Origin of the sequence: Pseudomonas sp. AA-38, assembly GCF_029457475.1 — a bacterium.
Taxonomy (GTDB): domain Bacteria; phylum Pseudomonadota; class Gammaproteobacteria; order Pseudomonadales; family Pseudomonadaceae; genus Aquipseudomonas.
The window spans coordinates 5,146,181-5,171,514 of record NZ_CP120359.1 but is presented as its reverse complement, the minus strand read 5'-3'; the positions used below and the strand labels follow the sequence as shown (position 1 = coordinate 5,171,514).

The 25,334-nt window shown below is 64.2% G+C and carries 25 protein-coding genes and 1 other RNA gene; 15 read left to right on the top strand and 11 right to left on the bottom strand.

The window, feature by feature from the left end; translation table 11 throughout:
• Positions 1–8 precede the first annotated feature (8 nt).
• The 5 genes from PVE35_RS23735 (at position 9) to PVE35_RS23715 (ending at position 5,965) form a co-directional block, all read left to right on the top strand.
• Entirely contained in the window at positions 9–785 is a 777-nt protein-coding gene (locus PVE35_RS23735) for an ABC transporter substrate-binding protein (protein WP_268184448.1), read from the top strand.
• A 9-nt stretch (positions 786–794) separates the two neighbouring features.
• Positions 795–1,562: an amino acid ABC transporter permease gene (locus PVE35_RS23730; RefSeq protein WP_277373185.1), complete on the top strand. Its 768-nt coding sequence runs from the start codon at positions 795–797 to the stop codon at positions 1,560–1,562.
• 1 nt (position 1,563) lies between these two features.
• Positions 1,564–2,343 (top strand): amino acid ABC transporter ATP-binding protein, encoded by a 780-nt coding sequence (locus tag PVE35_RS23725; RefSeq protein WP_277373184.1) that lies wholly within the window; start codon positions 1,564–1,566, stop codon positions 2,341–2,343.
• A gap of 62 nt (positions 2,344–2,405) precedes the next feature.
• A complete protein-coding gene (locus tag PVE35_RS23720; protein WP_277373183.1) occupies positions 2,406–4,022 on the top strand; it encodes a gamma-glutamyltransferase family protein in 1,617 nt (538 codons plus the stop codon).
• 578 nt (positions 4,023–4,600) lie between these two features.
• Entirely contained in the window at positions 4,601–5,965 is a 1,365-nt protein-coding gene (locus tag PVE35_RS23715) for an autotransporter outer membrane beta-barrel domain-containing protein (RefSeq protein WP_277373182.1), read from the top strand.
• A gap of 207 nt (positions 5,966–6,172) precedes the next feature.
• Here PVE35_RS23715 and PVE35_RS23710 read toward each other — a convergent pair whose 3' ends face one another.
• The gene (locus PVE35_RS23710) at positions 6,173–7,006 is read right to left on the bottom strand and encodes a MurR/RpiR family transcriptional regulator (RefSeq protein WP_268180723.1); all 834 of its coding nucleotides are present in this window, start codon (positions 7,004–7,006) and stop codon (positions 6,173–6,175) included.
• Positions 7,007–7,235: 229 nt separating this feature from the next.
• On the opposite strand from PVE35_RS23710, the gene PVE35_RS23705 reads away from it, so the two are divergent.
• The 5 genes from PVE35_RS23705 to PVE35_RS23685 all read left to right on the top strand — a co-directional run bounded on the left by PVE35_RS23705 (position 7,236) and on the right by PVE35_RS23685 (position 12,316).
• A complete protein-coding gene (locus tag PVE35_RS23705) occupies positions 7,236–8,273 on the top strand; it encodes a spermidine/putrescine ABC transporter substrate-binding protein (RefSeq protein ID WP_277373181.1) in 1,038 nt (345 codons plus the stop codon).
• Positions 8,274–8,390: 117 nt separating this feature from the next.
• A complete protein-coding gene (locus tag PVE35_RS23700; protein ID WP_277373180.1) occupies positions 8,391–9,497 on the top strand; it encodes an ABC transporter ATP-binding protein in 1,107 nt (368 codons plus the stop codon).
• Positions 9,497–10,384, top strand: coding sequence for an ABC transporter permease (locus tag PVE35_RS23695; protein ID WP_277373179.1), 888 nt, complete (start codon positions 9,497–9,499; stop codon positions 10,382–10,384). Before PVE35_RS23700 ends, PVE35_RS23695 begins: the two co-directional genes overlap by 1 nt.
• A complete protein-coding gene (locus PVE35_RS23690) occupies positions 10,381–11,241 on the top strand; it encodes an ABC transporter permease (protein WP_277373178.1) in 861 nt (286 codons plus the stop codon). The genes PVE35_RS23695 and PVE35_RS23690 overlap by 4 nt, the downstream gene beginning before the upstream one ends.
• Positions 11,234–12,316, top strand: coding sequence for a P1 family peptidase (locus PVE35_RS23685; RefSeq protein ID WP_277373177.1), 1,083 nt, complete (start codon positions 11,234–11,236; stop codon positions 12,314–12,316). Before PVE35_RS23690 ends, PVE35_RS23685 begins: the two co-directional genes overlap by 8 nt.
• Positions 12,317–12,392: 76 nt before the next feature.
• Here the strand turns inward: PVE35_RS23685 and PVE35_RS23680 are convergent, their stop codons facing one another.
• The gene (locus tag PVE35_RS23680) at positions 12,393–13,322 is read right to left on the bottom strand and encodes a DMT family transporter (RefSeq protein ID WP_277373176.1); all 930 of its coding nucleotides are present in this window, start codon (positions 13,320–13,322) and stop codon (positions 12,393–12,395) included.
• Between the two features lie 103 nt (positions 13,323–13,425).
• On the opposite strand from PVE35_RS23680, the gene PVE35_RS23675 reads away from it, so the two are divergent.
• Positions 13,426–14,343: a LysR substrate-binding domain-containing protein gene (locus PVE35_RS23675; RefSeq protein ID WP_277373175.1), complete on the top strand. Its 918-nt coding sequence runs from the start codon at positions 13,426–13,428 to the stop codon at positions 14,341–14,343.
• Between the two features lies 1 nt (position 14,344).
• Here PVE35_RS23675 and PVE35_RS23670 read toward each other — a convergent pair whose 3' ends face one another.
• Positions 14,345–15,325, bottom strand: coding sequence for an NADPH:quinone oxidoreductase family protein (locus tag PVE35_RS23670; RefSeq protein ID WP_268180739.1), 981 nt, complete (start codon positions 15,323–15,325; stop codon positions 14,345–14,347).
• A 156-nt stretch (positions 15,326–15,481) separates the two neighbouring features.
• On the opposite strand from PVE35_RS23670, the gene PVE35_RS23665 reads away from it, so the two are divergent.
• Positions 15,482–15,886 (top strand): flagellar basal body-associated protein FliL, encoded by a 405-nt coding sequence (locus PVE35_RS23665; protein WP_268180741.1) that lies wholly within the window; start codon positions 15,482–15,484, stop codon positions 15,884–15,886.
• Positions 15,887–15,971: 85 nt separating this feature from the next.
• Here PVE35_RS23665 and PVE35_RS23660 read toward each other — a convergent pair whose 3' ends face one another.
• The 4 genes from PVE35_RS23660 to PVE35_RS23645 form a co-directional block, all read right to left on the bottom strand.
• The gene (locus PVE35_RS23660; RefSeq protein ID WP_277373174.1) at positions 15,972–17,096 is read right to left on the bottom strand and encodes an ABC transporter permease; all 1,125 of its coding nucleotides are present in this window, start codon (positions 17,094–17,096) and stop codon (positions 15,972–15,974) included.
• A 1-nt stretch (position 17,097) separates the two neighbouring features.
• On the bottom strand, positions 17,098–19,833 hold the full coding sequence (gene rbbA / locus PVE35_RS23655; RefSeq protein ID WP_277373173.1) for a ribosome-associated ATPase/putative transporter RbbA: 2,736 nt from the start codon (positions 19,831–19,833) through the stop codon (positions 17,098–17,100).
• On the bottom strand, positions 19,830–20,900 hold the full coding sequence (locus PVE35_RS23650; RefSeq protein ID WP_268180747.1) for an HlyD family efflux transporter periplasmic adaptor subunit: 1,071 nt from the start codon (positions 20,898–20,900) through the stop codon (positions 19,830–19,832). The genes rbbA and PVE35_RS23650 overlap by 4 nt, the downstream gene beginning before the upstream one ends.
• Positions 20,901–21,003: 103 nt before the next feature.
• Positions 21,004–21,453: an EVE domain-containing protein gene (locus PVE35_RS23645; RefSeq protein ID WP_268180749.1), complete on the bottom strand. Its 450-nt coding sequence runs from the start codon at positions 21,451–21,453 to the stop codon at positions 21,004–21,006.
• A 195-nt stretch (positions 21,454–21,648) separates the two neighbouring features.
• Between PVE35_RS23645 and PVE35_RS23640 the strand changes: the two genes are divergently transcribed.
• Positions 21,649–21,780, top strand: coding sequence for a hypothetical protein (locus PVE35_RS23640; protein ID WP_268180751.1), 132 nt, complete (start codon positions 21,649–21,651; stop codon positions 21,778–21,780).
• Between the two features lie 35 nt (positions 21,781–21,815).
• On the opposite strand, the gene PVE35_RS23635 is transcribed toward PVE35_RS23640, so the two are convergent.
• From PVE35_RS23635 to PVE35_RS23620, 4 genes are all read right to left on the bottom strand, one after another.
• Positions 21,816–22,421: a 5-formyltetrahydrofolate cyclo-ligase gene (locus tag PVE35_RS23635; RefSeq protein WP_277373172.1), complete on the bottom strand. Its 606-nt coding sequence runs from the start codon at positions 22,419–22,421 to the stop codon at positions 21,816–21,818.
• Between the two features lie 37 nt (positions 22,422–22,458).
• Positions 22,459–22,637: non-coding RNA, 6S RNA (gene ssrS / locus PVE35_RS23630), on the bottom strand.
• A gap of 67 nt (positions 22,638–22,704) precedes the next feature.
• Positions 22,705–23,013 carry a cell division protein ZapA gene (locus PVE35_RS23625; protein ID WP_268180755.1) on the bottom strand — a complete coding sequence of 103 codons (309 nt, stop codon included), beginning with the start codon at positions 23,011–23,013 and terminating at the stop codon, positions 22,705–22,707.
• Complete coding sequence (locus PVE35_RS23620; protein ID WP_268180757.1) at positions 23,010–23,219, bottom strand: TIGR02449 family protein; 210 nt, start codon at positions 23,217–23,219, stop codon at positions 23,010–23,012. Before PVE35_RS23620 ends, PVE35_RS23625 begins: the two co-directional genes overlap by 4 nt.
• A gap of 203 nt (positions 23,220–23,422) precedes the next feature.
• Here PVE35_RS23620 and PVE35_RS23615 point away from each other — a divergent pair, with 203 nt between their 5' ends.
• Together PVE35_RS23615 and pepP are read left to right on the top strand one after the other, a co-directional pair.
• Positions 23,423–23,974, top strand: a complete 552-nt coding sequence (locus tag PVE35_RS23615; RefSeq protein WP_268180759.1) for a YecA family protein — start codon at positions 23,423–23,425, stop codon at positions 23,972–23,974.
• Between the two features lie 22 nt (positions 23,975–23,996).
• On the top strand, positions 23,997–25,331 hold the full coding sequence (gene pepP / locus PVE35_RS23610) for a Xaa-Pro aminopeptidase (RefSeq protein ID WP_268180761.1): 1,335 nt from the start codon (positions 23,997–23,999) through the stop codon (positions 25,329–25,331).
• Positions 25,332–25,334: the final 3 nt, after the last annotated feature.

Genomic DNA, 25,334 nt, shown 5'->3' with positions numbered 1-25,334 from the left:
CATCCCTGATGACTCTCTCGCTGATGGCCGGCCTGGCCCAGGCCGAGGTCACGGTTCCCGAGCGCCTGAAGACGACGGACAAGATCGTCTATTGCGGCGCCATGGATTCGCCGCCCATGGGTTTCTTCGACGAGAAGCAGAAACCGGTGGGTATCACCGTCGAGCTGGGCGACGAGATCGCCAAGCGCCTCGGCGGCAAGCGTGTGGAATGGCGCGTGACGCCCTTTTCCGGCCTGATCCCGGCGCTGATGGCGCGCCATTGCGACATGATCGTCGACCAGTTGTTCGACAAGCCGGCGCGCCGCGAAGTCATCGACATCGTCAACTACATGTACTCCAGCCAGGCGGTCACCGTGCTCAAGGGCAACCCGGCCGGCATCCACAGCCTCGACGACCTCTCCGGCAAGCGCGTCGCCGTGCTCAACGGCTCCACCATCCGCACCCTGCTCGAAGCGCACAACGATGTGCTGACCAAGGCTGGTAAGGCGCCCATGACCCTGGTGGTGTTCAACTCCGACACCGATGCCTTCCAGGCGCTGCGCGTCGGCCAGGCCGATGCCTACGGCACCACCATGGAAACCGCTGGCTACTACCAGAGCATGGCGCCGGAGCTGTTCGAGGTCGGCGTGCCGGCCTTCGACAAGATCCTCACCGGTCTCGGCATCCGCAAGGACGACCCCGAGCTGAGCACGGCGGTCAGTCAGGCCCTGGCCGACATGAAAGCCGATGGCAGTTACATGGCGCTACTGAGCAAGTGGCACATCGAAGGCAATAAGCTCGACTGAGGCGCGACGATGAACTTCAACTGGGACATATTCTGGCAATACCTGCTGCAGCCCAGCGACGTATACCTCTACGGCCTCTGGCTGACCTGCGTGATCGCGGTGATGGCGATGCTGCTGGGATGCGTCCTCGGCCTGCTGGCGGCGCTGATGCGCGCCTCCAGCAACCCGCTGCTCAACTATCCGGTGCGCTTCTACATCTGGCTGATGCGCGGCACACCGCTGCTGGTACAGATCGTCTTCCTCTATACCGCGTTGGCGGCTGGCGGCATCTTCCGCTTCGAGGATCTGGATCTGGGCCTGTTCATCCTGCCGGGCAACATCCAGGCGGCGATCATCGCCCTGGGCCTCAATGAAGGTGCCTACATGGCGGAGATCATCCGCTCCGGCATCAATGCAGTGGATCGTGGCCAGTACGAGGCGGGACGCTCGCTGGGCATGACCTACCCCCGGCTGATGCGCCGCATCGTCCTGCCGCAGGCCTTCCGCGTGATCGTGCCGCCGCTGGGCAACGAGTTCAACGTGATGCTCAAGAACACCACCCTGGTCAGCGTGATCGGCGTGCAGGAGCTGCTGCTGAGCACGCAGATGATCACCTCGGCCACCTTCCGCGTGTTCGAGCTGTACCTGGTGGTGGCCATCTACTTCCTGCTGCTGACCACGCTGTGGGGCTTCTTCCAGCGCTGGCTGGAGATGCGCTTCGGGCGTACCGACGGCCATGTGCCGGCAAGTGGTCGGATGTTCGGCCTCGGTTCCATGAAATTTCTGAGGGGGCGTTGAAATGAACGCATCGGATCCATCCTGGGTGATCCAGGCGCAAGGCGTGCACAAGCGCTTCGGCGAGATGGAGATCCTCAAGGGCGTGTCGCTGAACGTGCGCCGTGGCGAGGTGGTGGTGCTGATCGGCGCCTCCGGCTCGGGCAAGACCACCTTCATCCGCTGCCTCAACTACCTGGAGGACATCCAGGGCGGCAGCATCCTGATCAACGGCAAGCCCATGGGCTACATCGAGCGGGCCGACGGCAAACGTGTGCGCGACGCCGAGCGCAACATTGCACGCATGCGTCGTGACATCGGCATGGTGTTCCAGCGCTTCAACCTGTTCCCGCACATGACCGTGCTGGAGAACATCATCGAGGCGCCGACCCAGGTGCTGGGGGTGAGTCGGCGCGAAGCCGAGGAACAGGCGCGGCAACTGCTGGCCCGTGTACGCCTGTCGGACAAGGCCGATCACTACCCCAGCCAGCTTTCCGGTGGCCAGCAGCAGCGCGTGGCGATCGCCCGCGCGTTGGCGATGAAACCGCAGGCCATGCTCTTCGACGAACCGACCAGCGCGTTGGACCCGGAAACCGTGGGCGAGGTACTGCAAGTGATGAAGGAGCTGGCCGAGGAGGGCATGACCATGGTGGTGGTCACCCACGAGATGGGTTTTGCCCGCGAGGTGGCCGACCGTGTGGTGGTGCTGCACCAGGGCGAACTGATCGAAGAAGGGCCACCGGCCCAGGTATTCGGCAACCCCCATCACCCGCGCACGCGGGAGTTCCTCAGTCGCGTTCTGTGAGAGGCGAGCGGCAGCGACCTGCCGCTCAGCCCTGCAATCAAACCCTGTATCGAGTTCCAGTCATGCTCAATTTCTCTGCCCACGAATATCCCTACGCCTCTCAGCGCCAGAGCGTGTTCGCCCGCAAGGGCATGGTCGCGGCCTCGCAGCCGCTGGCGGCCGAAGCCGGTATCGCCATGCTGCGCCGTGGCGGCAATGCGGTGGACGCCGCCATCGCCACTGCCGCCGCGCTGACGGTGGTCGAGCCCACCGGCTGCGCCATCGGCGGCGACGCCTTCGCCCTGGTGTGGATCAAGGACAAACTCCATGGCCTGGACGCCAGTGGCCATGCGCCGGCAGCGCTGTCCAGCGAAGCGGTCAAGGCCGCCGGCCACGAGCGCGTGCCGGTGCACGGCTGGTTGCCGGTCACCGTACCCGGTTGTCCCGCGGCCTGGGCCGAGCTGTCGCGGCGCTTCGGCAAGCTGCCCTTCGCCGAACTGCTGCAGCCGGCCATCGAGCTGGCGCGCGATGGCTTCCCGGTGTCTCCGGTGGTCGCCCACCAGTGGCGCATCGCCCAGGGTGAGTACCAGGCCAGCCGCGAGGCCTTCCCTGAGCTGCAAGCCTGGTTCGACACCTACCTGATCGACGGCCAGGCGCCTGTAGCCGGGCAACTGTTCCGCAATCCGGCGCAGGCGCAGACCCTGACCGAGCTGGCCGAAACCCAGTGCGAAAGCTTCTACCGCGGCGCCATCGCCGAGCGTCTGGCCAGTCATGCTGCCGCTACTGGCGGCAAGCTCACTGCCGCCGACCTGGCCGGCTATCTGCCGCGCTGGGTCGAGCCGATCAAGGTCAACTACCGCGGCTACGACGTCTGGGAAATTCCGCCGGCCGGCCAGGGCCTGATCGCCCTGATGACCCTGAAGATTCTCGAAGGCTTCGACTTCGACCATCGCGACAGCCGCCAGACCTGGCACCGCCAGATCGAGGCGATGAAGCTGGCCTACGCCGACGGTCTGCACTACATCACCGACCCCGAGCACATGCGCGTGGCCGCCGAGCAACTGCTCGCCGACGACTACTGCGCAAAGCGCCGCGCACTGATCGGCGAACGTGCCCGCGAGCCGTTGCACGGCGACCCCCAGGCCAGCGGCACGGTGTACATCGCCACCGCCGATGGTGAGGGCAACATGGTCTCCTTCATTCAGAGCGCCTATCACGGCTTCGGCTCCGGCGTGGTGCTGCCGGACAGCGGCATCGCCCTGCAGAACCGTGGTTCGGAGTTCAGCCTCGACCCGAGTCATTCCAACTACCTGCTGCCGGGCAAGAAGACCTTCCACACCATCATTCCGGGCTTCCTCAGCAAGGACGGCGTGGCGGTCGGCCCGTTCGGTGTGATGGGCGGCTATATGCAGCCGCAGGGGCACGTGCAGATGGTGATGAACCTGGTGGACTTCGGCCTCAACCCCCAGGCTGCGCTGGATGCCCCACGCTGGCAGTGGCTGGGCGGGCAGAAAGTGGGCATCGAGCAGGAAACTCCGCGCGATCTCACCTTCGCCCTGGCCCGTTGCGGCCATCAGATCGAAGTGGCCTGCGACCGCACCGACTACGGGCGCGGCCAGATCATCGTGCGCGATCCGCAGACCGGCGTGCTCTGCGGCGGCACCGAGCCGAGGGCCGACTCGCATATTGCGGTGTGCTGATGAGGCAGCGTCCCTGGGCGCTCATGCCGGGGACGTGTTTTACACCCTAGAACGTATTCAGAACCATTCTGCATACACTGCGCAGGAGCCAGCTTGCTGGCGATCATCGGGGGTCAAAAGGACGCGGATCGCCGCTAAGCCGGCTCCTGCGACTTTGCCAGGCCATGACAGCTCCGGGCAGAGCGCCAGCTAGCGATAGATTCGACCACAGATCAGCCATTCTCCACTCGTATAGCACGTGCTCTGGTCTGTTGCCTGACGTGCTGTTTTCGATGTGTCCCCAGATATCTATCAGTGAGCTGAAGTTAATTGATCAATGCCAATCTGGCCCGGGTTGAATGGGACGATTGCTTGACCATTTTTCACGCTCTGACGTCAGTTCGGAAGGCTTCAGGGATGGTGGAAGATAGCGTTCAAGTAAGAATTTTATACGTGTTGCAATTCAGAACTGCGCCCTTGGCCTGATCCGCAATCGAAGATTTTAGTATCTGTACGGCAATTTGCCATTAGTTGTAGTATGCGTTCGGCCGGTTGACAGAAGTCAATGGGTGTTGCCGCGCTTGCCATCAGGAGGATTTATGCGCCGTATGAAAGTTCTGTTCTCAAGCAGTTTGCTTGCCGGTACCCTTCTGGCTCAGGTGAGCCTTATATACGCAGCGCCTGCTCCAGAAAGGCGGCCAACGGTTGTGGTCAATTACGGCGGTAGTGATTATATGATCACTTCGCAATATTTGAACTACACGACGCATTTTGCACTTCTGCAGTCCCAGCCATGGTGGGGTAACTCTGAGCTGGCCATTGCATTGTCGGTATTGCTAGAGAGGCAGGCTGGAAGTTTTATTCCGGGTGACACCTTGTTCGGTCTTGCATTTGCCAGTGGCACTTGGGCCAATGGTGATGTTGGTAGCGCTATATATCCGGTCTCGGGTATTTCTTGGTATCCTTGGGCTGGTTCTTACCCGATGCGGCCCGATGTTGATCTTTATTATGCCCTGATTGGCCCGTTGGTGACTCTGGAGTCATTGGCTGGCAGTCTGCAGTCCACTTCCGCTGGTGTAACTTCCATCAACAACAGCCTGAACATGATGATCAATGGCGCTCATAGCCGGCCATTGGCACGCTTGGTTGCGCCCGGGCAGAAAACCTTCTGGCTGGCAGGTGACTGGGGACGCGACGATCACGGTAACCGTTCCGGTTCCAATGGCATGGCAGAACTGGGTGTTGGCTATCGTTTCGACTTCGCTCAGTTCAATCTATCCATTGGTCAGACCTGGGCCAGGCAGGATCTGATGAACGATGGCGAGGTGAAGGCGGATGGTCAGTATCTGATGCTCGAAAGCATCATCCCGCTGACGCAGGTGGAGGGCCTCTATGCGACCCTGGGTGCTTACGGGCACTGGGGTGAAGCGGACATGCGGCGCGGTTATATCAATATGAGTGTGCCGGACTCCTCCAAGGCAAGCCCGGACACCCAGACCTGGGGCGTGCGTGCCCGCCTGGACTGGCAGAATGTGTTCAGCTTCGCTAATACCGGCATCAGTCCTTATATTGATCTGAGCTACACCAACAGCCACATGGAAAGTTACAGCGAAAAAGGTGGTGGCATTCCGGCGCACTTCGAGGGGCGCACGGATGATTACACCGAGGCGCGCCTTGGCTTCAATACGCAGACGCCTCTGCCATTTGCCTCGGGCTATGACTTCGTCACCAATCTGGAAGTCGCTCACCGCTTCGAGAGGAACGCGGCAGGGATCAATGGTGAGGTCGAAGGTTTCTTTACCTTCAACCTGCCTGGCGAGGACATCACCAACGACTGGATAAAAGCCGGTGTAGGGGTCGAAGGCGAGGCGGGGCCTGGAAAGCTGTCGTTCATGCTCAATGGCACGACCAAGAGCGAAATGCCGAATTTCTGGGTAGCGACCTCTTACCAACTGGCATTTTGAAGAAGGGTCGGCTCTTATCTGCCATATCCCAATCATTTGCACTTTGCTGGCCGTGGTCTGGGTTGCAGGCTTGCCGTGATGTTCCACCCATCACACCTGCAGCTCAGTGCTGTCATGCAGAGCCAGCTTGCTGGCGATCGATGAGGCCCAGGCGGAGCGGATCGCCAGCAAGCCGGCTCCTACATGGGCGTGCGCAGGCCTGTGGGCTTAGCTGCGATACAGCTTGAGGCTTTCGACCCGCGCCCGGTAGGCGCCGAGGCGTTCCTTGAGCTGATCCTTGCGGGCGCTGGCGACGCAGTGCAGCAGCACGTTCAGGGCGCTGGTCAGGCCGCCGGTGGACTCGAGGATCAGGCCGGTCTTGGTCTTCATGGTGACGATATGCGGCGTGTCGATATGCTTGGCGATGCCGTATTCGTCGGTGAACACCACCAGGTCGGTGTTCTGCTGCAGGCAGTTGTTGGCGAAGGCGATGCCGGCATCGGCGTAGGGCGCGATGTCGATGAGGATCACGCAGCAGCGCTGGTTGTGGCTGTCCAGCCACTGGCCGAGCACGCCGCTGTAGAGGTCGAGAAATTCCACCCCCGAGCGCACTAGGGCCAGGCGGTTGGCGAAGTCCTCGGCCAACCCGCGAATGGTCTGGAAGCCACAGACGAACACACGCTCGGCATCCCCCACGCGGGCCACGATGTCGCGCCAGTGCTGGCTGCCGAGCAGCGCGGCGAAGGCGCGCAGGGCTTCGATTTCCTCGTTGAGGTGGGCCACCAGATCGTCCGGTTGCTCCACCCGCTCGATCAGCGCCGGGTTGAGCAGCGATTGCACGCGCACTTCATCGCGCAGCTCGTCCTTCAGGCTTTTCAGGCCCTTGTAGCCGAGCCGGCGCAGGAAGCGGCTGACGGTGTTGGGGCTGACCCCGCTCTTGGCCGCCAGGCTGGCGCCGTTCTCGAAGGCGAGGGTTTCCAGATTGGCCTGGATATAGGCCCACAAGGTGCGCTCGGCCGGCGTCAGCTTGCCTTCCAGATGTTGCATCTTGCCATCGAGCATGGTGAGTTCTCTTTCATGCCAAATCGTTCTGACATTTAAATGTCAGAGTATTGATCTTTGGAAGAAATATATTCTACTCTGCAGCCGTAACGCAAAGAGATGTCGATTGGCCGTTACCAGGGTGAAGAAAGCCATCAGAGCCTTTCCGCTGCGCAGTCGACACTCGCGCTTCCTGCCGCAACAAGCAAACGTCGCGCCCTGCGCGGCCACAACAGTGGAGAACAGGAACATGCCCACACTGCGTCATCTCACCCTGTGCGTCGCGCTTGGCAGCGGCTGCGTCACTGGTGCCGCCCAGGCCGCCGAAGAATTGCGCCTGTACAACTGGGGCGACTACATCAACCCCGAGGTATTGACCCGTTTCACCGCCGAGACCGGCATCAAGGTATCGCTCGACACCTATGGCAGCAACGAAGAGATGCTGGCCAAGCTGCAGGCCGGCGCACAAGGCTACGACATCGTCTTCCCCTCGGTGCACATGCACGACACCATGGCTGCCATCGGCCTGCTGGAGAAGACCGAGATCAACCAGGATCCGGCTTTCGCCAATATCGACCCCGCCTTCCTGCGCTCGAAATCCGATCCCAAGGGTGATTACTGCATGCCCTACGCCTGGGGCACGGTGGGCATCTTTTACAACAAGAACAAGGTCTCTAAGCCGATCGAGAGCTGGGACGACTTCTTCGCCGAGGCCAAGGCCGGCAAGAAGGTGATCATGCTCGACGACATGCGCGAAACCCTCGGCGTCGGCCTGATCAAGGACGGCAAGTCGGTCAACACCACCAACCCCGACGACCTCAAGCAGGCTGCCGACTGGCTGATCGAGCGCAAGCCGCTGATCTCCGCCTTCACCTACGACAGCGTGCCGATGGTGCAGTCCGGCGACGCTGCCGCCTCGCACTATTTCGTCGGCGCCATGATGTACGTGAAGCAGGACCCGCAGAACCTCGCTTACGTCATTCCCAAGGAAGGCGCGACGATGTACCAGGAGGACATGTGCGTGCTCAAGAGCGCGCCGAACAAGGCCAACGCCAAGCGCTTCATGAGCTTCTTCCTGCAACCGGAGATCGCCGCGCTGAATACCGCGCAGCAGATGAACGGCACGCCCAACAAGGAGGCGCTGAAGCTGCTGCCGGCCGAGCTGCGCGACAACCCGCAGGTCAACCCGCCAGCCGAGGTGATGGCCAAGCTGCAGATCTTCGAGGATCTGGGTAAGGGGCTGCGTCAGTACGACCGGGTGTGGACGCGCGTGCGTACCGCCAACTGAAGGTGGGTTGCGCAGGGCTGTTAGGGCTCTGCGTAGCCGATGTTGCCAACGGTGCGCACAGCGCACCCTACGGCGTCCGTTTCGCCTTCGGTGAACGGGCCTGTGCTGGAGTCTTCCATGACCGCTTTCACCCAGACCGCGCCTGTGGTCGAGATCCGTGGCGCGGTGAAGCACTACCGTGCACCGGAAGGGCACCTGGTGCGTGCCCTCGATGGCCTCGATCTGGCCGTCGGCGCCAATGAATTCGTCACCCTGCTGGGGCCGTCCGGCTGCGGCAAGACCACGTTGCTGCGCACCATCAGCGGTTTCGAGCAACTCGATGGTGGTGAGCTGCTGATCCAGGGCCAGCCGATGAACAGCGTGCCGCCGCACCGCCGCCCGGTGCATACGGTGTTCCAGAGCTACGCGCTGTTCCCGCACATGAGCATCGGCGACAACGTCGGCTACGCGCTGGACGTGCGCGGCGTGGGCAAGGCCGAGAAACGCCAGCGCGTCGGCGAGGCCCTGGAAATGGTCGGCCTGGCCGGTATGGAGCGGCGCAAGCCCGGCCAGCTCTCCGGTGGTCAGCAGCAACGGGTGGCGCTGGCTCGCGCCATCGTCGATCGCCCGGCGCTGCTGTTGCTCGACGAGCCGCTGTCGGCCCTCGACCGCCAGTTGCGCCAGGCCATGCAGCGCGAGCTGAAGAACCTGCAGCACGAGCTGGGCATCGCCTTCGTCTTCGTCACTCACGATCAGGAAGAGGCCCTGACCATGAGCGACCGCATCGTCGTGCTCAATGGTGGCCATATCCAGCAGATCGGCGCCCCGGCAGAGATCTACCACCGCCCGGCCAACGCCTTCGTTGCCGGTTTCATCGGCGAGAGCAACCTGTTCAACGCGCACGTCGGTTCGGTCAACGACGGCATCGCCTATCTGCTCGACAGCCAGGGCGACCTGCTGCAGGCGCGCCATCCCGACCTGCGCGTCGGCCAGTACGCCCAGCTCATGCTGCGTCCCGAGCAGTTCCACCTGCAGTGCCCCGGCGAGGGCTTCGCCGCGCTGGAAGGGCGGCTGGAGCAACTGCTGTTCATCGGCAAGGATTTCGAGCTGCTGCTGCGTACCTCGCACGGTCGCCTGGTCAAGGCGGTGCTGCGTGACGCCGCGCCGCAAGGCCTACGCACCGGCGATAGCGTGCAGCTCTGGTACGGCCGGGAGGCCGCGCACCTGATCCCAGGAGGTGCCTGATGCCGTTGCGCGAGCGCTTGCGCCTGGTCGGCCTGCTGACCCCGGTGACGCTGATCATCGGCGTGTTCTTTCTCGCCCCGTTGACCATCATGGCGGTGTACAGCCTGCTCGAGCCGGGACTCTATGGTGGCGTCGAGTGGAACTTCTACCCGGACAACTTCGGCCGCGTGCTGGGCTGGGCCGATGGCACCAATGAGGACTTCGATCCGGTCTACCTGGAAATCATCCTGCGCTCGTTCAAGCTGGCCGGGCTGACCGTGCTGGCGACCCTGGTGCTGTGCTACCCGGCGGCCTTCTGGGTGGCGCGGCAGCCGGAGCGGATGCGCAACTTCTGCCTGTTCCTGATCACCCTGCCGTTCTTCACCAGCCTGATCGTGCGCCTCTACGCCTGGCTGCTGATCCTGCGTCCCAGTGGTGTGATCAACACCGCGCTGGCGGCGCTGGGTTTCTACAACCCGGTGGAACTGATCTACACCGAGACGGCGGTGCTGATCGGCATGACCTACATCTTCATCCCGTTCATGTTCATGCCGGTCTACGCCAGCGTCGAGAAGCTCGACAGGCGCCTGCTGGAGGCCTCTGCCGACCTCGGCGCGAGCCGCTGGCAGAGCTTCTGGAAGGTGATCTTCCCGCTGACCCTGCCGGGCATCGCCGCCGGCTCGATCATCGTCTTCATCCCCAGCCTGGGTAACTTCATCGTGCCGTCGCTGCTCGGCGGCGCGCGCGTGCTGATGATCGGCAGCCTGGTGGAGCAGCAGTTCCTCGCCGCGCGCAACTGGCCGTTCGGCGCCGCCCTGGCGATGTTGCTGATGGCTGCGGTGCTGGTGTGCCTGGTGCTCTACGTGCTGGCGCAGGGGCGTAACAGCGCACAGGAGGCCAGCCGATGAATGCCTTGCTCGCACGTCTCGGGCGCCGCCTGCTGGGCGGCTACAGCCTGGCCTTCTTCGTCTTCCTGTACCTGCCGATTGGTCTGATCGTCGCCTACTCGTTCAACAGCAACCCGATCAACATGATGATCTGGGACGGCTTCAGCCTGGACTGGTATCGCTCGCTGTTCGGCCTGTCCACCAGCCTCAGCGAGAACGCGCTGTACGTCGAGTCCACCGACCAGTTGCTGGCCGCGCTGCGCACCAGCCTGGTGGTGGCGCTGACCACCACGGCGATCTCCACGGTGATTGGCACGCTTACCGCACTTGCCGTGGCGCGTTATCGCTTCCGTTTGCAGAAGTTCTACCGGGTGCTGCTGTTCATGCCGATGCTGATGCCCGACATCGTGCTCGGCATCGCCCTGCTGATCTTCTTCGTCGGCGTCGGCCTGCCGCTGGGCAAGCTGTCGATCATCATCGGCCACTGCACCTTCCTGATCAGCTACGTGTTCCTCATCGTCAGCGCCCGTCTGGCCGGCATGGACACACGCCTGGAGGAGGCCTCGGCCGATCTCGGCGCCTCGCCCTGGATGACCTTCCGCCGGGTGACCCTGCCGCAGATCCTGCCCGGTGTGGTCGGCGGCGCGCTGCTGGCGTTCATCATCTCGATGGACGACCTGGTGATCACCTACTTCATCGCCGGTGTGGACTCCACCACGCTGCCGGTCTTCATCTACGGCATGATCCGCCGTGGCATCAAGCCGGAGATCAACGCCATCGCCACCCTGCTGCTGATCGCCTCGCTGCTGATCGCCGCCCTCGGCCTGTACCTGCGCAATCGCAAGCCCGCTACCTCTCAGGATGATTCCCATGGCTAAACCTCGCGCCCGCGAACTCGGCCTGCCGCTGCCCGGCACCCCCGGTCCGTACAACGCCATCACCGACGTGCCTGGTGTGCTGGTGGGCTACCGCACCCTCGATGGCGTGGCCGCCAACGGTCGGCGCATCCAGACCGGTGTCACCGCCATCCTGCCGCGCGGCCGCGATGCAGAGCCGCAGCCGGTGTGGGCGGGCTTCCATGCGCTCAACGGCAATGGCGAGATGACCGGCACCCACTGGATCGAACACGGCGGTTACTTCGTCGGCCCGCTGTGCATCACCAACTCGCACAGCGTCGGCATCGTTCACCACGCCGCCACGCGCTGGACCATCCAGCAGTACGCCGATGCCTGGCAGCGCGAGCACCTGTGGGCCATGCCGGTGGTGGCCGAGACCTATGACGGGGTGATCAACGATATCAACGGTCAGCACGTCAGCGAGGCCGATGCCCTGGCCGCGCTGGATGATGCCAAAGGCGGCGCCATCGCCGAGGGCAACGTCGGCGGCGGCAACGGCATGATCTGCTACGGCTACAAGGGCGGCACCGGCAGTGCTTCGCGCCTTGTCGAGATCGACGGCCAGACCTACACCCTCGGCGCCCTGGTGCAGGCCAACCATGGTCAGCGCGACTGGCTCAAGGTCTGCGGCGTGCCGGTGGGCGAGCGCCTGGAGGACGAACTGCCGGCCGGGCTGGAGCGCGAGCGCGGCTCGATCATCGTCATCCTCGCCACCGATGCGCCGCTGCTGCCGCATCAGCTAAAGCGTCTGGCGCAGCGCGCCGGCCTCGGCATCGCCCTGGCCGGCACGCCGGGTGGCAACAACTCCGGCGATATCTTCCTGGCCTTCAGCGTGGCCAACCCACGGCCCGTGCCGCAGGTGTCGCAAGCGCGGCTGAGCCTGGACTACCTCAACGACGAGTGTTTCGACGCCCTGTATCTGGCCGCCGTGCAGGCCACCGACGAAGCCGTGCTCAACGCCATGCTCGCCGCCGAAGACTCTCCGATGCAGAAGCCCGAAGGCATCTGCCGCGCCATCGATGGCCAGCGTTTGCGCGAACTGGTGACTGGGGCCTGACGTAGCCCGGATGCAATCCGGGGACTCGGTATCGCCTCCCCCGGATTTCATCCGGGCTACATGGGGCCGGCTCCTCTCAGGTGGCCTTGCGCTTGCCCGCCGACAACCTCGAGACGCCCAGTAGCACCAGGGCCAGGCCGGCAATCTGGTACAGGCTGATGGCCTCATCGAGCAGCAGCCAGGCGGCGAACAGGGTCAGCACCGGGCCCAGGTTGCCGAACAGGGCAGCATGGCTGGCGCCCATGCGCTGCACGGCCAGGGCCAGCCAGTAGATCGGCAAGACCGTCGACAGTACCGCCATCAGTGCGCCGTACCACCATACTTCACTTGGCAGGCTCGCCAGTTGCGCAGGGTCGCGGGTCGCGCCGTAGTGGATCAGCACCATCACTGCCGAGGCGCTGCCGGCCAGGCCGGCCAGGCGCATCGAGCCGACCCGGCGGATCACCACGCCGGTGCCCAGGTAGTACAGGGCATAGGTCACCGCACTGGCGAACACCCAGGCTGCGCCCAGCAGGATCTGCTCGCTGTCGCCCTCGACGCGGATGTCATGCATCAGGGCGATGCCCAGGCCCAGGTAGCACAAGCCCATGGCCAGGAAAGTGCGCGGGCCTGGCCGCTCGCCCTGCGTCAGCATCTGCAACAGCAGCACCAGGGTCGGGTAGGTGAACAGGATCAGCCGTTCCAGCCCGGCGCTGATGTACTGCAGGCCCTGGAAGTCGAACAGGCTCGACAGGTAGTAACCGAACATCCCCAGCAGCAGGACATGCGCCCAGTCTTTCGGCGTGAGCCGGGCCTGTCCGGTGCCCCGGCTCAGCCACAGCAGCCAGAGAAACAGCGGCAGCGCCAGAGCCATGCGCAGGCTCAGCACGGTGACGGCATCCACCGGCGCGGCGGCATAGGTGAGTTTGACGAAGATGGCTTTCAGGCTGAAGCCGGTGGCCGAGAGCACGGCGAACAGCACGCCGTTGTCGAGGCTGCGGCGGTACGAGGCGGTCAGAGCATTCATGGCAAGGCTGCGGCAGGAGAGTGAGTCGTTATTCTGAATGGAATGCCAAGCGGCTAGAATCGCAATTTCACGAAGATGGCTTTCTGTTTTGGAGAATGCTCGAATGCACTTCGACCTGCCCGATCTGCGCCTGATCGTCGCCATTGCCGCGAGTGGCAGCCTGAGCAAGGCGGCGGCCACCTTTCCCGTCGCGGTATCGGCGGCGAGCACGCGGCTGAGGGCGTTCGAGGAGCGCTGCGGCCTGACCCTGTTCGTGCGCAGCAGCGATGGCATGAGCCTGACGCCGGCCGGGCGCCTGGTACTGGATGCCTGCCAGGGCGTACTGAAGGAGGCCCACCAGCTCAGCGACACCCTGCAGGAACTCAAGGGCGAGCGGCGCATCACCTTGCGTCTGGCTGCTTCCACCGTAGCCAACAGCACCTTCCTGCCAGCGGCGCTCGGCCCGTTTCTGGCCGACTACCCGGAAGTGGATCTGCAACTGGCCGAGCAGGGCAGCAAGGCCGTGCTGAGATCGGTCAGGGAAGGCAGCATCGACATCGGCGTATACGACGGCAACCTGCCCACCGATGACCTGCTGTCGCTGCCGTTTCGCAACGACCGTCTGGTGCTGCTGGTGCCCCGTGGTCATGCGCTGATCGAGCAGCGTCCGGCGTTGTTGCGCAGCGCGCTGAATTTCCCCTTCGTCTGCCTGCCAGCCGAGCGCGCCATGCAGCGCTTCATCGAATACATGGCGGTGCGCAACGCGATGCCGCTCAGGGTGCGGGTGCGCGCGCCGAGCTTCGATGCCATCGCCCAACTGGTGGCACAGGGTGTCGGCGTGGCCATGCTTCCGGAAGCGGCGGCGATCCGTCTGGCCCAGGAGCTGCCGGTGAAGGTGGTGATGCTGGAGGATATCTGGGCCACCCGTGAACTGCGCCTGTGCGTGCGCAGTTGGGAGGGATTGTCCTCCCATGCGCGACAGTTGCTCAGCTACCTCACCCGCGACAGTGCCGCCGGTGAGGTAACGGGCGAGAGGGCCTGAGTCAGCGAACCTGCACCACCACCTTACCCACCGCCTTGCGCTGGCCGAGGGCATCGATGGCTTCGCCCGCGCGGGCCAGGGGGAAGGTCTGCGAGACTAGCGGCTTGAGCTTGCCTTCGGCATGCCAGGCAAACAGTTGCTGGAAATTCGCGGCATTGTCCTGCGGCTGACGCTGGGCGAAGGAACCCCAGAACACGCCGACCAGGGAGGCGCCCTTGAGCAATGGCAGGTTGGCCGGCAGTGCCGGGATGCCACCGCCGGCGGCGAAGCCCACCACCAGGAAGCGGCCATTCCAGCCGATGCAGCGGAAGGCTTCCTCGAACAGCGGGCCGCCTACCGGATCGTAGATCACGTCCACGCCCTGGCCGCCGGTCAGTCGTTTCACCTCGTCCTTGAGGCTTTGCTCGCTGTAGTTGATCAACTCATCGGCGCCGGCCTGGCGTGCGACTTCCAGTTTCTCCGCCGTGCTCGCGGCGGCGATCACCTTGGCGCCCATGGCCTTGCCGATCTCCACTGCCGCGAGGCCGACGCCGCCGGAGGCACCGAGCACCAGCAGGGTTTCGCCGGCCTGAAGGTTGGCGCGCTGCCTGAGCGCATGCATGGACGTGCCGTAGGTCATGCCGAAGGCCGCTGCGGTGTTCAGCTCCATGCTCCTGGGTACCGGCAGCACGTTATAGGACGGCACGGCCACTTCCTCGGCGAAACCGCCCCAGCCGGTCAGGGCCATCACCCGGTCACCGGCGCGCAGATGGCTGACCTTTTCGCCGACGGCCTTGACCACGCCGGCTACCTCGCCACCCGGGGCGAAGGGGAAGGGGGGCTTGAACTGGTACTTGCCTTCGATGATCAGCGTATCGGGAAAATTGACCCCGGCAGCCTGCACCTCGATCAGCACCTCGTTCTTCTTGGGTTCGGGGCTGGCGACCTCTTCCAGAGCCAGGGTGTCGGCGGGGCCGAAGGCTTTGCACAGCAGGGCTTTCATCGCGCTTTCCTCGCGTTCGTGATTGCCTTGCAGTGTAGAAAACGAGCGCCACGGGTCAACGAGCATGCCGCTGCCTGATGACCCGGCATAAGCATCGGGCTTGGGTGCTGGCGCGTGGATGGCTATGCTAGGCACATCCCCGATGGAGTGCCTGCCGTGAAACTGTTGACCGCCCTGTTGCTGAGCCTGTCGATCTGCCTGCCTGCGCTGGCGTCTTCGGAGAAGAAGGAAGAGGCGCCGACGACGCTCTACTACAACCTGTTCCCGGCGCTGATCGGCAATCTGGCTGATCCGGGGGCGCGCTTGAAGTTCTTCAAGGCCGATGTGTCCCTGCGCGTCACTGGCACCGAGGCCGAGGAGAAGATCAAGCATCACGAGCCGCTGATCCGCCATCAACTGGTGCTGTTGTTTTCGGCCCAGACCAGCGAAGCGATCAACGCCCCCGATGGCCGCGAAACCCTGCGTCAGGAGGCACTGAAGAAGGTGCAGGACGCGCTCAACGGCGAAGAGGGCAAGCCCATCGTCGAAGACCTGCTGTTCAACAATCTCATCATTCAATAGCGGCAAGCCACAAGCCACAAGCCACAAGCTGCAAGAGGGTGCTCGCTTCTACTTGTGGCTTGCCGTTTGAATCTTGCCGCTGCTTCTAGGCCATCTGCGCCAGGGTCTTGCGAAAGCGGCCCAAGGCTGCGAGGAAGAACAGCGTGCCGATCATCGCGATGGCCAGCAGTTGCGGCCAGACGATGGCCAGCCCCGCACCGCGATAGAGGATGGCCTGGGCCAGATCGACGAAGTGGGTGGTCGGTGCGGCGAGCATGATCCGTTGCACCAGCTCGGGCATGCTTTCACGCGGCGTGGTGCCGCCGGAGAGGATTTCCAGTGGCAGCAGCACCAGGATGATCAACAATCCCAGTTGCGGCATCGAGCGCGCCACGGTGCCGAAGAAGATGCCCATGGAGGTGGTGGCGAACAGGTGCAGCGTCGCCCCCAGCAGGAACAAGGCGATGGAACCCTCTATCGGCACCTGCAACCAGCCCTGCACTACCAGCAGCAGCGACAGCGCTGCGGCCGTCAGCACCACCAGGCCCATCGACCAGACTTTGGCCAGCATGATTTCCAGCGGCGTCACCGGCATCACCAGCAGGTGTTCGACCGTGCCGTGCTCGCGCTCGCGGATCAATGCCGCGCCGGTGAGGATGATCGACAGCATGGTGATCTGGTTGATCACCTCCATCACCGAGCCGAACCAGGCGCGCGTCAGGTTGGGGTTGAAGGCCACGCGCATGGCCAGTTCGGCCTGCTGCGGAAGGCTGGCGCGGTAGTGACGGACGAATTCGGCGATCTCCTCGCTGGCGATGCTCTGGATATAGCCGGCGCCTGTAAAGGCCATGCTCACCTGGGTGGCATCGACGTTCAGTTGCACCGCCGGCGAGCGTCCGGCCAGCAGGTCACGCTGGAAGTTCGGCGGGATGTTCAGAGTGAAGGTGTAGCGCCCGGCGTCCATGCCGCGATCCATTTCGCTCAGGTCGATAAGGGCAGGCGGGCGGAAGAAGGGTGGCTGGAAGGCCTGCACCAGACGCCCGGAGAGCGGCGAGCGGTCTTCGTCCACCACCGCGATCGAAGCATTGTGCAGGCTTTCCGGCATGCTGGTGGCCGAGGAATAGACGCCCATGCTGAAGGCCCAGATGATCAGGAGCAGCAGCGCATAGTCATGCTGCAGGCTGCGAAACTCCTTGACGCCCAAGTGAAGGATGTTGGCTAGCTGACGCATCTCAGACCTCCTGCTTCTTCAGCAGGCTGACGCACAGCGCCAGCAACAGCGGAATGGTCAGTGCCAGCGGGATGAAGTAGCCATATAGCTCGCCCAGGTCGAGTGCCTTGGAGAATACGCCACGGCTGATCACCAGAAAGTGCGAGGTGGGGTAGAGCTGGCCGATCACTGCGCCGGCGCCTTCCAGCGAGGACACCGGATAGATCAGCCCGGAGAACTGGATGGCCGGCAGTAGGGTGACGATGGCGGTGCCGAACACGGCGGCGATCTGGCTGCGGGTGAATGTGGACATCAACAGCCCCAGCGCCGTGGCACAGCCAATGTACAGTGCGCCGCCGAGCAACAGGGTCAGCGGGCTGCCCTTGAGCGGTACGTGGAACACCGTGATTGCCAGGAGCACCAACAGGACGAAGTTGAGCAGGCCCAGGCCGACATAGGGCAACTGCTTGCCGATCAGGAACTCCAGGCGTGTCACCGGGGTGACGTAGAGGTTGATGATCGAGCCCAGCTCCTTCTCGCGCACCACGCCGAGGGCGGTGAGCATGGCTGGAATCAGCATCAGCAGCATGGGGATCACCGCCGGCACCATGGCCTTGAGGCTTTCCACGTCCGGGTTGTAGCGGTAGCGCAGCTCGAGCCTGGCCGGGCTGGCGGCAGCCGTTTGCGGTGAGCGCCGCGCCAGTTCTTCCAGGTAGGCGGCATGGATGCCTTGCACGTAGCCCTTGATGGTTTCTGCGCGTGTGGGCATGGCGCCGTCGATCCAGATGCCCACTTGCGGCACGGCGCCGCGCTTGAGGTCGCGTCCGAAGTTCGGTGGCAGCTCCACCGCCAGGCTGATCTCGCCACTGCGCAGGCGCCGCTCGAGGTCGGCGTAATTGGCCAGTGGCGGCTTCTCGATGAAGTAGCGCGAGCCGGACAGGTTGAGCACGTAGTCCTGGCTGGTGGTGGTCTGGTCGCGGTCGAGTACGGCGAAGGTCAGGTCTTCGACATCCAGGCTGATGCCGTAACCGATGATGAACAGCAGCAGGACGCTGCCGAGCAACGCCATGCCGCCGCGAATCGGGTCGCGGCGCAACTCCAGCGATTCACGGCGGGCATAGCTGAGCAACCGGCGCAGGCTGAAGCGGCGACGCAGGGCGGCGCCGGTATCTGCGGGGGGCGTACTGACCGGCGCCGTTTCGCTGGCATCAGCGGTGCTGCCTGCGGCCTCCTGAAGGTAGGCGATGAAGGTCGCCTCCAGGGTCGGCAGGCCGCGCTTGGCCATCAGGCCCTGCGGCGTATCGCTGTCGAGCACCTTGCCGGCATGCATCAACGAGATGCGGTCGCAGCGCTGCGCTTCGTTCATGAAGTGGGTGGAGATGAAGATGGTCACGCCATCGCCGCGCGACAGATCGAGCATCAGTTGCCAGAAGCCGTCGCGTGCGATCGGGTCGACGCCCGAGGTGGGTTCGTCGAGGATGAGGATTTCCGGTTCGTGGATCACCGCCACGGCCAGCGACAGGCGCTGGCGGATGCCCAGTGGCAGGCGCTCGGGCAGCATGTCTATGACCGTGTCGAGGTCGAAACGGCGGGCCATGGCCTCGACTCGCTCGGCGATGCGTTCGCGTGGCACGTGGAACAGTTGCGCGTGCAGCACCAGGTTCTGCCGCACCGTCAGCTCGCTGTACAGCGAGAAGGCCTGGGACATGTAGCCGACGCGCTGGCGCGTGGCCATGTCGCTGGGGTCGATGGCCTGGCCGAATAGCAGCGCCTCGCCTTCGCTGGCGGGCAGCAGGCCGGTGAGCATCTTCATGGTGGTGCTCTTGCCACAGCCGTTGGAGCCGAGGAAGCCGAAGATTTCCCCACGCTCGATGCGGAAGTTGACCCGATCCACCGCGACGAAGTCGCCGAAGCGGCAGGTCAGCCCGCGCGCCTCGATGGCGATGTCGCCGTTGCCGGCGTTGGCGCGGGGGGGGATCTGCAACTGCTGGTGGCCCTGACGTTTCTCCTCCGGCAGCAAGGCGATGAAGGCCGTTTCCAGCTCGCTGCAGGCGGTGCGCTGCAGCAGTTCGGCCGGGCTGCCCTCGGCCAGCACGCGACCGGCGTCCATCGCCACCAGATGATCGAAGCGCGCCGCTTCCTCCATGTAGGCGGTGGCCACCAGCACGCTCATCTGTGGGCGCTGCTGGCGGATGCGGCCAATCAGCTCCCAGAACTGGTTGCGCGACAGCGGGTCGACGCCGGTGGTGGGCTCGTCGAGGATCAGCAGGTCCGGGTCGTGGATCAGCGCGCAGCACAGCCCGAGCTTCTGCTTCATGCCGCCGGAGAGCTTGCCCGCCGGGCGCTCACGGAAAGGCGCCAGGCCGGTGCTGCGCAGCAGGTCGTCGATGCGCGCGGCGCGTTCGGTGGCGCCCTGGCCGAACAGGCGGCCGAAGAAGTCGAGGTTCTCCACCACCGATAGCGTCGGGTAGAGGTTCTTGCCCAGGCCTTGCGGCATGTAGGCGATCTGCGGGCAGACGGCGCGACGATGTGCGCGGCTGGCCATGTCGCCCCCGAGCACTTCGACCTGGCCGTCCTGGATCTTGCGTGCGCCGGCGATCAGCGCCAGCAGGCTGGACTTGCCGACGCCGTCCGGGCCGATCAGGCCGACCATGCGGCGCGCCGGGATGGCCAGGTCGACGGCATCCACCGCGCGGGTGCCGCCATAGCGCAGCGACACCCCCTGCAGACGGGCGACGGGCTCGGCCGCAGCGTTCATTGCGGAACCTTGATCGCCAGATGTTCAGGCCAGGCCTGCTCGGGGTCGAGGCGCAGATAGGCCATGCCTGGCACGCCGGTTTTCACCTGGGCCAGGTGCTTGCGCAGCAGCTCGGGATCGATGCGTGCCTTGACGCGGAACATCAGCTTCTCGCGTTCGTTGGCGGTTTCTACCGTCTTGGGGGTGAACTGGGCGACGCTGGCGACGAAGCTGATCTCGGCCGGAATCACGTATTGCGGCGCGGCGTCGATCACCAGCCTTGCTTCGCTGCCAAGGGCGACACGACCGGCCAGGCGTTCGGGAAGGAAGAAGGTCATGTAGACGTCGGTGAGATCCACCAGGTTGAGCACCTTGCCGCCGGCGCCAAGCACCTCGCCAGGCTGCGCGACGCGATATTGCACGCGGCCAGCACGTGGCGCGCGCAACTGGCTGTCGTCGATATCGGCCTGTAGACGCTCGACGCTGGCGCGGGCCGCTTCCACTGCCGAGCGGGCTTCCTCGACCTGAGCCTGGGCGGCGGTTATGCCGGCACCAGCCGATGCTACCTGGGCATTGGCCGCGGCCAAGGCGGCCTGGCTGCTCTGCAGGCGTGCCAGGTCGTCGTCCAGGGTTTGTTGGGGCAGGGCGTTGCGTTTGACCAGGGTGGCGCTGCGCGCATGGCGCTTATGCGCGGCCTCTAGCTCGGCCTGGCGCTGGCGCACCACGGCTTCGGCGCTGAGCTTTTCGCTCTCGCGCAGGGCCACCTGGGCCACGGCAGTGCGTTCGGCGTTCTCGGCCTGGCGCACCTGGGCCTGGGCCTGCTGCAACTGGGCGTCGAGCACCTGGGTGTCCATGCGCGCGACGACCTGGCCGGGCTCGACGAAGGCACCTTCGTCCACCTCGATGCTGGCGACGCGCCCGGCCAGTTTGGTGGCCACGTCCACTTCGGTGGCTTCGATGCGCCCGTTGCCGCTGACGAAACCATCCCCCAGGCCGCTGGGGCGCAGCTCTAACCAGAGCAGAGCGGCCAGGGCGGTACAGGCGAAGAGGATCAAGGCACGGGTGACAAGGCGTTGATTGAGGGTCATGGCACGACGATTTCCTTTTCTGACAGCAGTCAGTATGGCCAAGGTGCACGTGGCCATCCTGATATGTGTCAAATCGTCGCCTGTTACGGCCTGTGCGGGCGCCTCAGCGCATGGCGAGGACGGCCTGCCACTGCGCTTCGCTCACCGGCATCACCGATAGCCGGCTGGCCCGTTGCACCAGAGGCAGTTCATGCAATGCCGGATTGTTCTTCAGGGCTGGTAACGGCAGCACTTCGGTGAAAGCTTCGACGAACTCGACGTCCAGCGCGCTCCAGGGATTCTTTTCGGCACTGGCCTTGGCGTCGTGATAATGGCTCTGCGGATCGAGGGCGGTGGGGTCGGGGTAAACCGTGCTGGTGATCCGGCCAATGCCGGCGATGCCCGGCTGTGGGCAACTGGAGTGGTAGAAGAAGAACAGGTCGCCGGGTTGCATTGCGCGCAGGAAGTTGCGCGCCTGGTAATTGCGCACGCCATCCCAGCGTGCCGTGCCGAGGCGTTCGAGGTCGCGGATGGATAATTCATCGGGTTCCGATTTCATCAGCCAATAAGGCATGAACTTTGCTCCTAGTCGTTTGTCCCTGAGCGGACGCAATTGAGTCGAGGTCTCCGACGATCGGTGGGAGACGGAAATTGCGCAGCGCTTCGCGCTGGCGGAAAATGCGCGGCTAAACGCTTGGTAGCGTCGGATTGCACGAGTCCATAATGCAGCAGTCCACGCCTGAAATTGCCTGAAAGGGGGAGGCAATCAATGAAACGCAAGCCAGATCTTCTGTGGGTTATCGTTATTTTGTTCGGCCTGGGCGTGGTTACCACGGGTTACACCCAGAGTCTCTGGGAGCGCCAGAACGACGCTCCGGTCAGCATCACGCAGCAGCCCTGACGGGTCTGCATGGGCCGCAAGGATTGCGGCGCGCTTCACTTACCGCAATACCATCTCTCATCGCTCACCGTCGCCTGCAAGGGCACGTCCCAACTGGCCAATGCCAGTTCATCCACGCGCTGGCATTCATGGGCAAGGCCCAACAGTGTCGGCTTGTGCCAATTTTTGCGCATGCGCAGGTAAGCCAGGCTGCGGTCATAGAAGCCGCCGCCCATGCCCAGACGCCCGCCGCGATCATCGAAGCCCACCAGGGGCAGCAGCAGCAGATCCAGCGTCCAGGGCTGGCGTTGTCGCTTGGGCTGCGGGCGCGGTTCGAGAATGCGAAAGCGATTGCCGGCGAGCTTCTCGTTGCGGCTGATCCTTTGGAACACCATTTTGGTTCGCGGCCAGGCGCTGAGCACTGGCAGGTAGGTGTGCTTGCCATGTCGTTGTGCGGCGCGCAGCAGGGGGCGTGGGTCGATCTCGCCATCGTTGGGCAGGTACAGGGCAATGTGTCGTGCCCGGCGAAACAGGGGGTGTTGAACCAGTTGCCGATACAGGCCATGTGCGGCCTGGCGTTGCTGGCTGGGGGACAGGCTGCGGCGCTTCTGGCGCAGCAGGCGGCGCAACTGCGGGCGGCTGAGAGTGGTGGCTTCGATCATGCAGAGTGGCGCCGAATGGCGTGAGCAGAAGAAGGCGTGGCTCCCCGGCATGCCGCTGTCGGTTTAGCCCTTGAACCCGAAAGTTCAAGGTGGAGGTTGCAGGAGGCGTTAAGGCTTTCCGTCAGGCGGACATGCACACCGGCCCCAACTGGCAACCCCCGTGGTTGTGCGTATCGGCTCAGGGACATCCCCGACTGGCGCACACCCCAGGGAACGGAGGCCAGTATACCCGATACGACCGCCATGCGGGCACCACTCGGCGAGTCAGCTTGCAGGCAGTGGCTCAGGGCGTGTTGCCGTCGTCGCTCAGGGCCTGATCGACGCGGTCGAGCAGGTCGCGTACCTGCTTGCGGGTGGAGTTGGCATCCATGTCCAGGCGCTGCTGCTTGTGCAGCAGGTCATGGGTGATGTTCAGCGCGGCCATCACCGCCACGCGGTCGGCGCCGATCACCTTGCCGGTGGTGCGGATCTCTCGCATCTTGCCGTCCAGATAGCGTGCGGCGCTTTCCAGATTGGCGTGTTCTTCTGGCGGGCAGGCGATGCAATATTCTTTGTCCAGGATGTGGACGGTCACGGTTTTCGATTGAGTCATGTGTCCTGCTCCAGGGCTTTGAGGCGCGAAATCATCGATTCGACCTTGTGCCGGGCCAATTCGTTCTTTTCGATCAGATGGGCACGTTCCTCGCGCCATGCCTGTTCATTCGCCAGCAGGAGTCGGTTGTGAGCCTTGAGCTGTTCGACACGCTGGATCAGCAGCTCCAGCTTGCTGGTCAGGATTTGCAGATCGGCGTCTTCCATGGGCTCTCGCTGTGGGAGGGAATGGCTGGACTTCAGGGCTCCCCCAAAAACGGCCTGCGCTTTTGGAAAGGCTCTTTATAGGCATGTCCAGCAGGCAGGTCAAACGCCTGGCAAACGGGCCTCCGATGGCCTTGGTTCACCTGCCGATGCTAGGATACGAGGCCGTCATTCTAGAGATTGCGCCCTCTGGCGCCTAGCTGCCCATGTCGACTTCCTCTTCTCCCTACGCTGCCTTTGCTGCTCTGCTGAGCAACGCTGGCCACACCGTTTCTCCCGCCGAGCTGCATGGCCTGCTGCTCGGACGCAGTTGCGCCGGCGCTGGCTTCGAGCCCGGCCCCTGGCTGGTGGATGCCGCCGAGCTGCTCGGTGGCGAGCCGCAGGATGCCGTGCGCCAGGCCCTGATCGGCCTGCAGGAGATGGTCAAGGGCGAGCTGTGCAGTGAAGACATCACCCTGGTGTTGTTGCTGCCGGACGACGAAGCCCCGCTGGCCCAGCGTGCCACCGCCCTCGGCCAGTGGTGCCAGGGCTTTCTCGGTGGCTTCGGCCTGACTGCCCGTGATGGCGCGCTGAGCGCCGAGGCCATGGAGGTGCTGCAGGATCTTTCCGCCATAGCCCAGGTGCAGAGTGCCCTGGATGAATCCGAGGACGGCGAGAGCGACTACATGGAGGTGATGGAGTACCTGCGAGTGGCGCCGCTGCTGCTGTTCGCCGAATGCGCCAAGCCCGTCGCCGCGCCGAAACCTTCCCTGCACTGACTACCACTGGTTGGAGCCTGCCTTGATCAGCATTCCCAAGTCCGAATATGCCCGTCGGCGCAAGGCGCTGATGGCGCAGATGGAACCCAACAGCATCGCCATCCTGCCGGCCGCGCCGGTGTACATCCGCAACCGCGACGTCGAGCACACCTACCGTCAGGACAGCGATTTCCAGTACCTCACCGGCTTCCCCGAGCCGGAGGCGGTGATGGCGCTGATCCCCGGTCGCGAACACGGTGAATACGTGCTGTTCTGCCGCGAGCGTGACCCTGAGCGCGAGCTGTGGGACGGCCTGCGCGCCGGCCAGGACGGTGCCGTGAGCACCTTCGGCGCCGACGATGCCTTCCCCATCGGCGATATCGACGACATCCTGCCGGGGTTGATCGAAGGTCGTGAGCGCGTCTACTACGCCATCGGCTTCAATCAGGAATTCGATCACCGGCTGATGGAGTGGATCAACCATATCCGCGCCAAGGCGCGTCAGGGCGCCACGCCGCCGAACGAGTTCGTCGCCCTCGACCACCTGCTGCACGACATGCGCCTGTACAAGTCCGCCGCCGAGGTCAAGGTGATGCGCGAGGCCGCCGAGATCAGCGCGCGTGCGCACGTCCGCGCCATGCAGGCCAGCCGTGCCGGCCTTTACGAATACCATCTGGAAGCCGAGCTGGATTACGAGTTCCGCAAGGGCGGGGCGAAGATGCCGGCTTACGGCAGCATCGTCGCGGCGGGCAAGAATGCCTGCATCCTGCACTACCGCGAGAACGATGCAGTGCTCAAGGACGGTGACCTGGTGCTGATCGACGCCGGCTGCGAGATCGACTGCTACGCCAGCGATATCACCCGCACCTTCCCGGTCAGCGGCAAGTTTTCCCCCGAGCAGAAGGCCATCTACGAACTGGTGCTGAAAGCCAACGAAGAGGCCTTCAAGCACATCGCCCCCGGTAAACACTGGAACGAGGCCCACGAGGCCACTGTGCGGGTGATCACCGCCGGCCTGGTGGAGCTGGGATTGCTCAGCGGGGATGTCGAACAACTGATCGCCAGCGAAGCCTATAAACCCTTCTACATGCACCGTGCCGGCCACTGGCTGGGCATGGACGTGCACGATGTCGGCGACTACAAGGTCGGTGGGCAGTGGCGCGTGCTCGAGCCGGGTATGGCCATGACCGTGGAGCCGGGCATCTATATCGCCCCGGACAACGACAAGGTGGCGAAGAAATGGCGCGGCATCGGCGTGCGTATCGAGGACGACGTGGTGGTGACCAAGAAGGGCTGCGAGATTCTCACGGGTGGCGTGCCCAAAGCGGTCGCCGAGATCGAGGCGCTGATGGCTGCCGCGCGCAGCGAGGCGGCCTGAGCC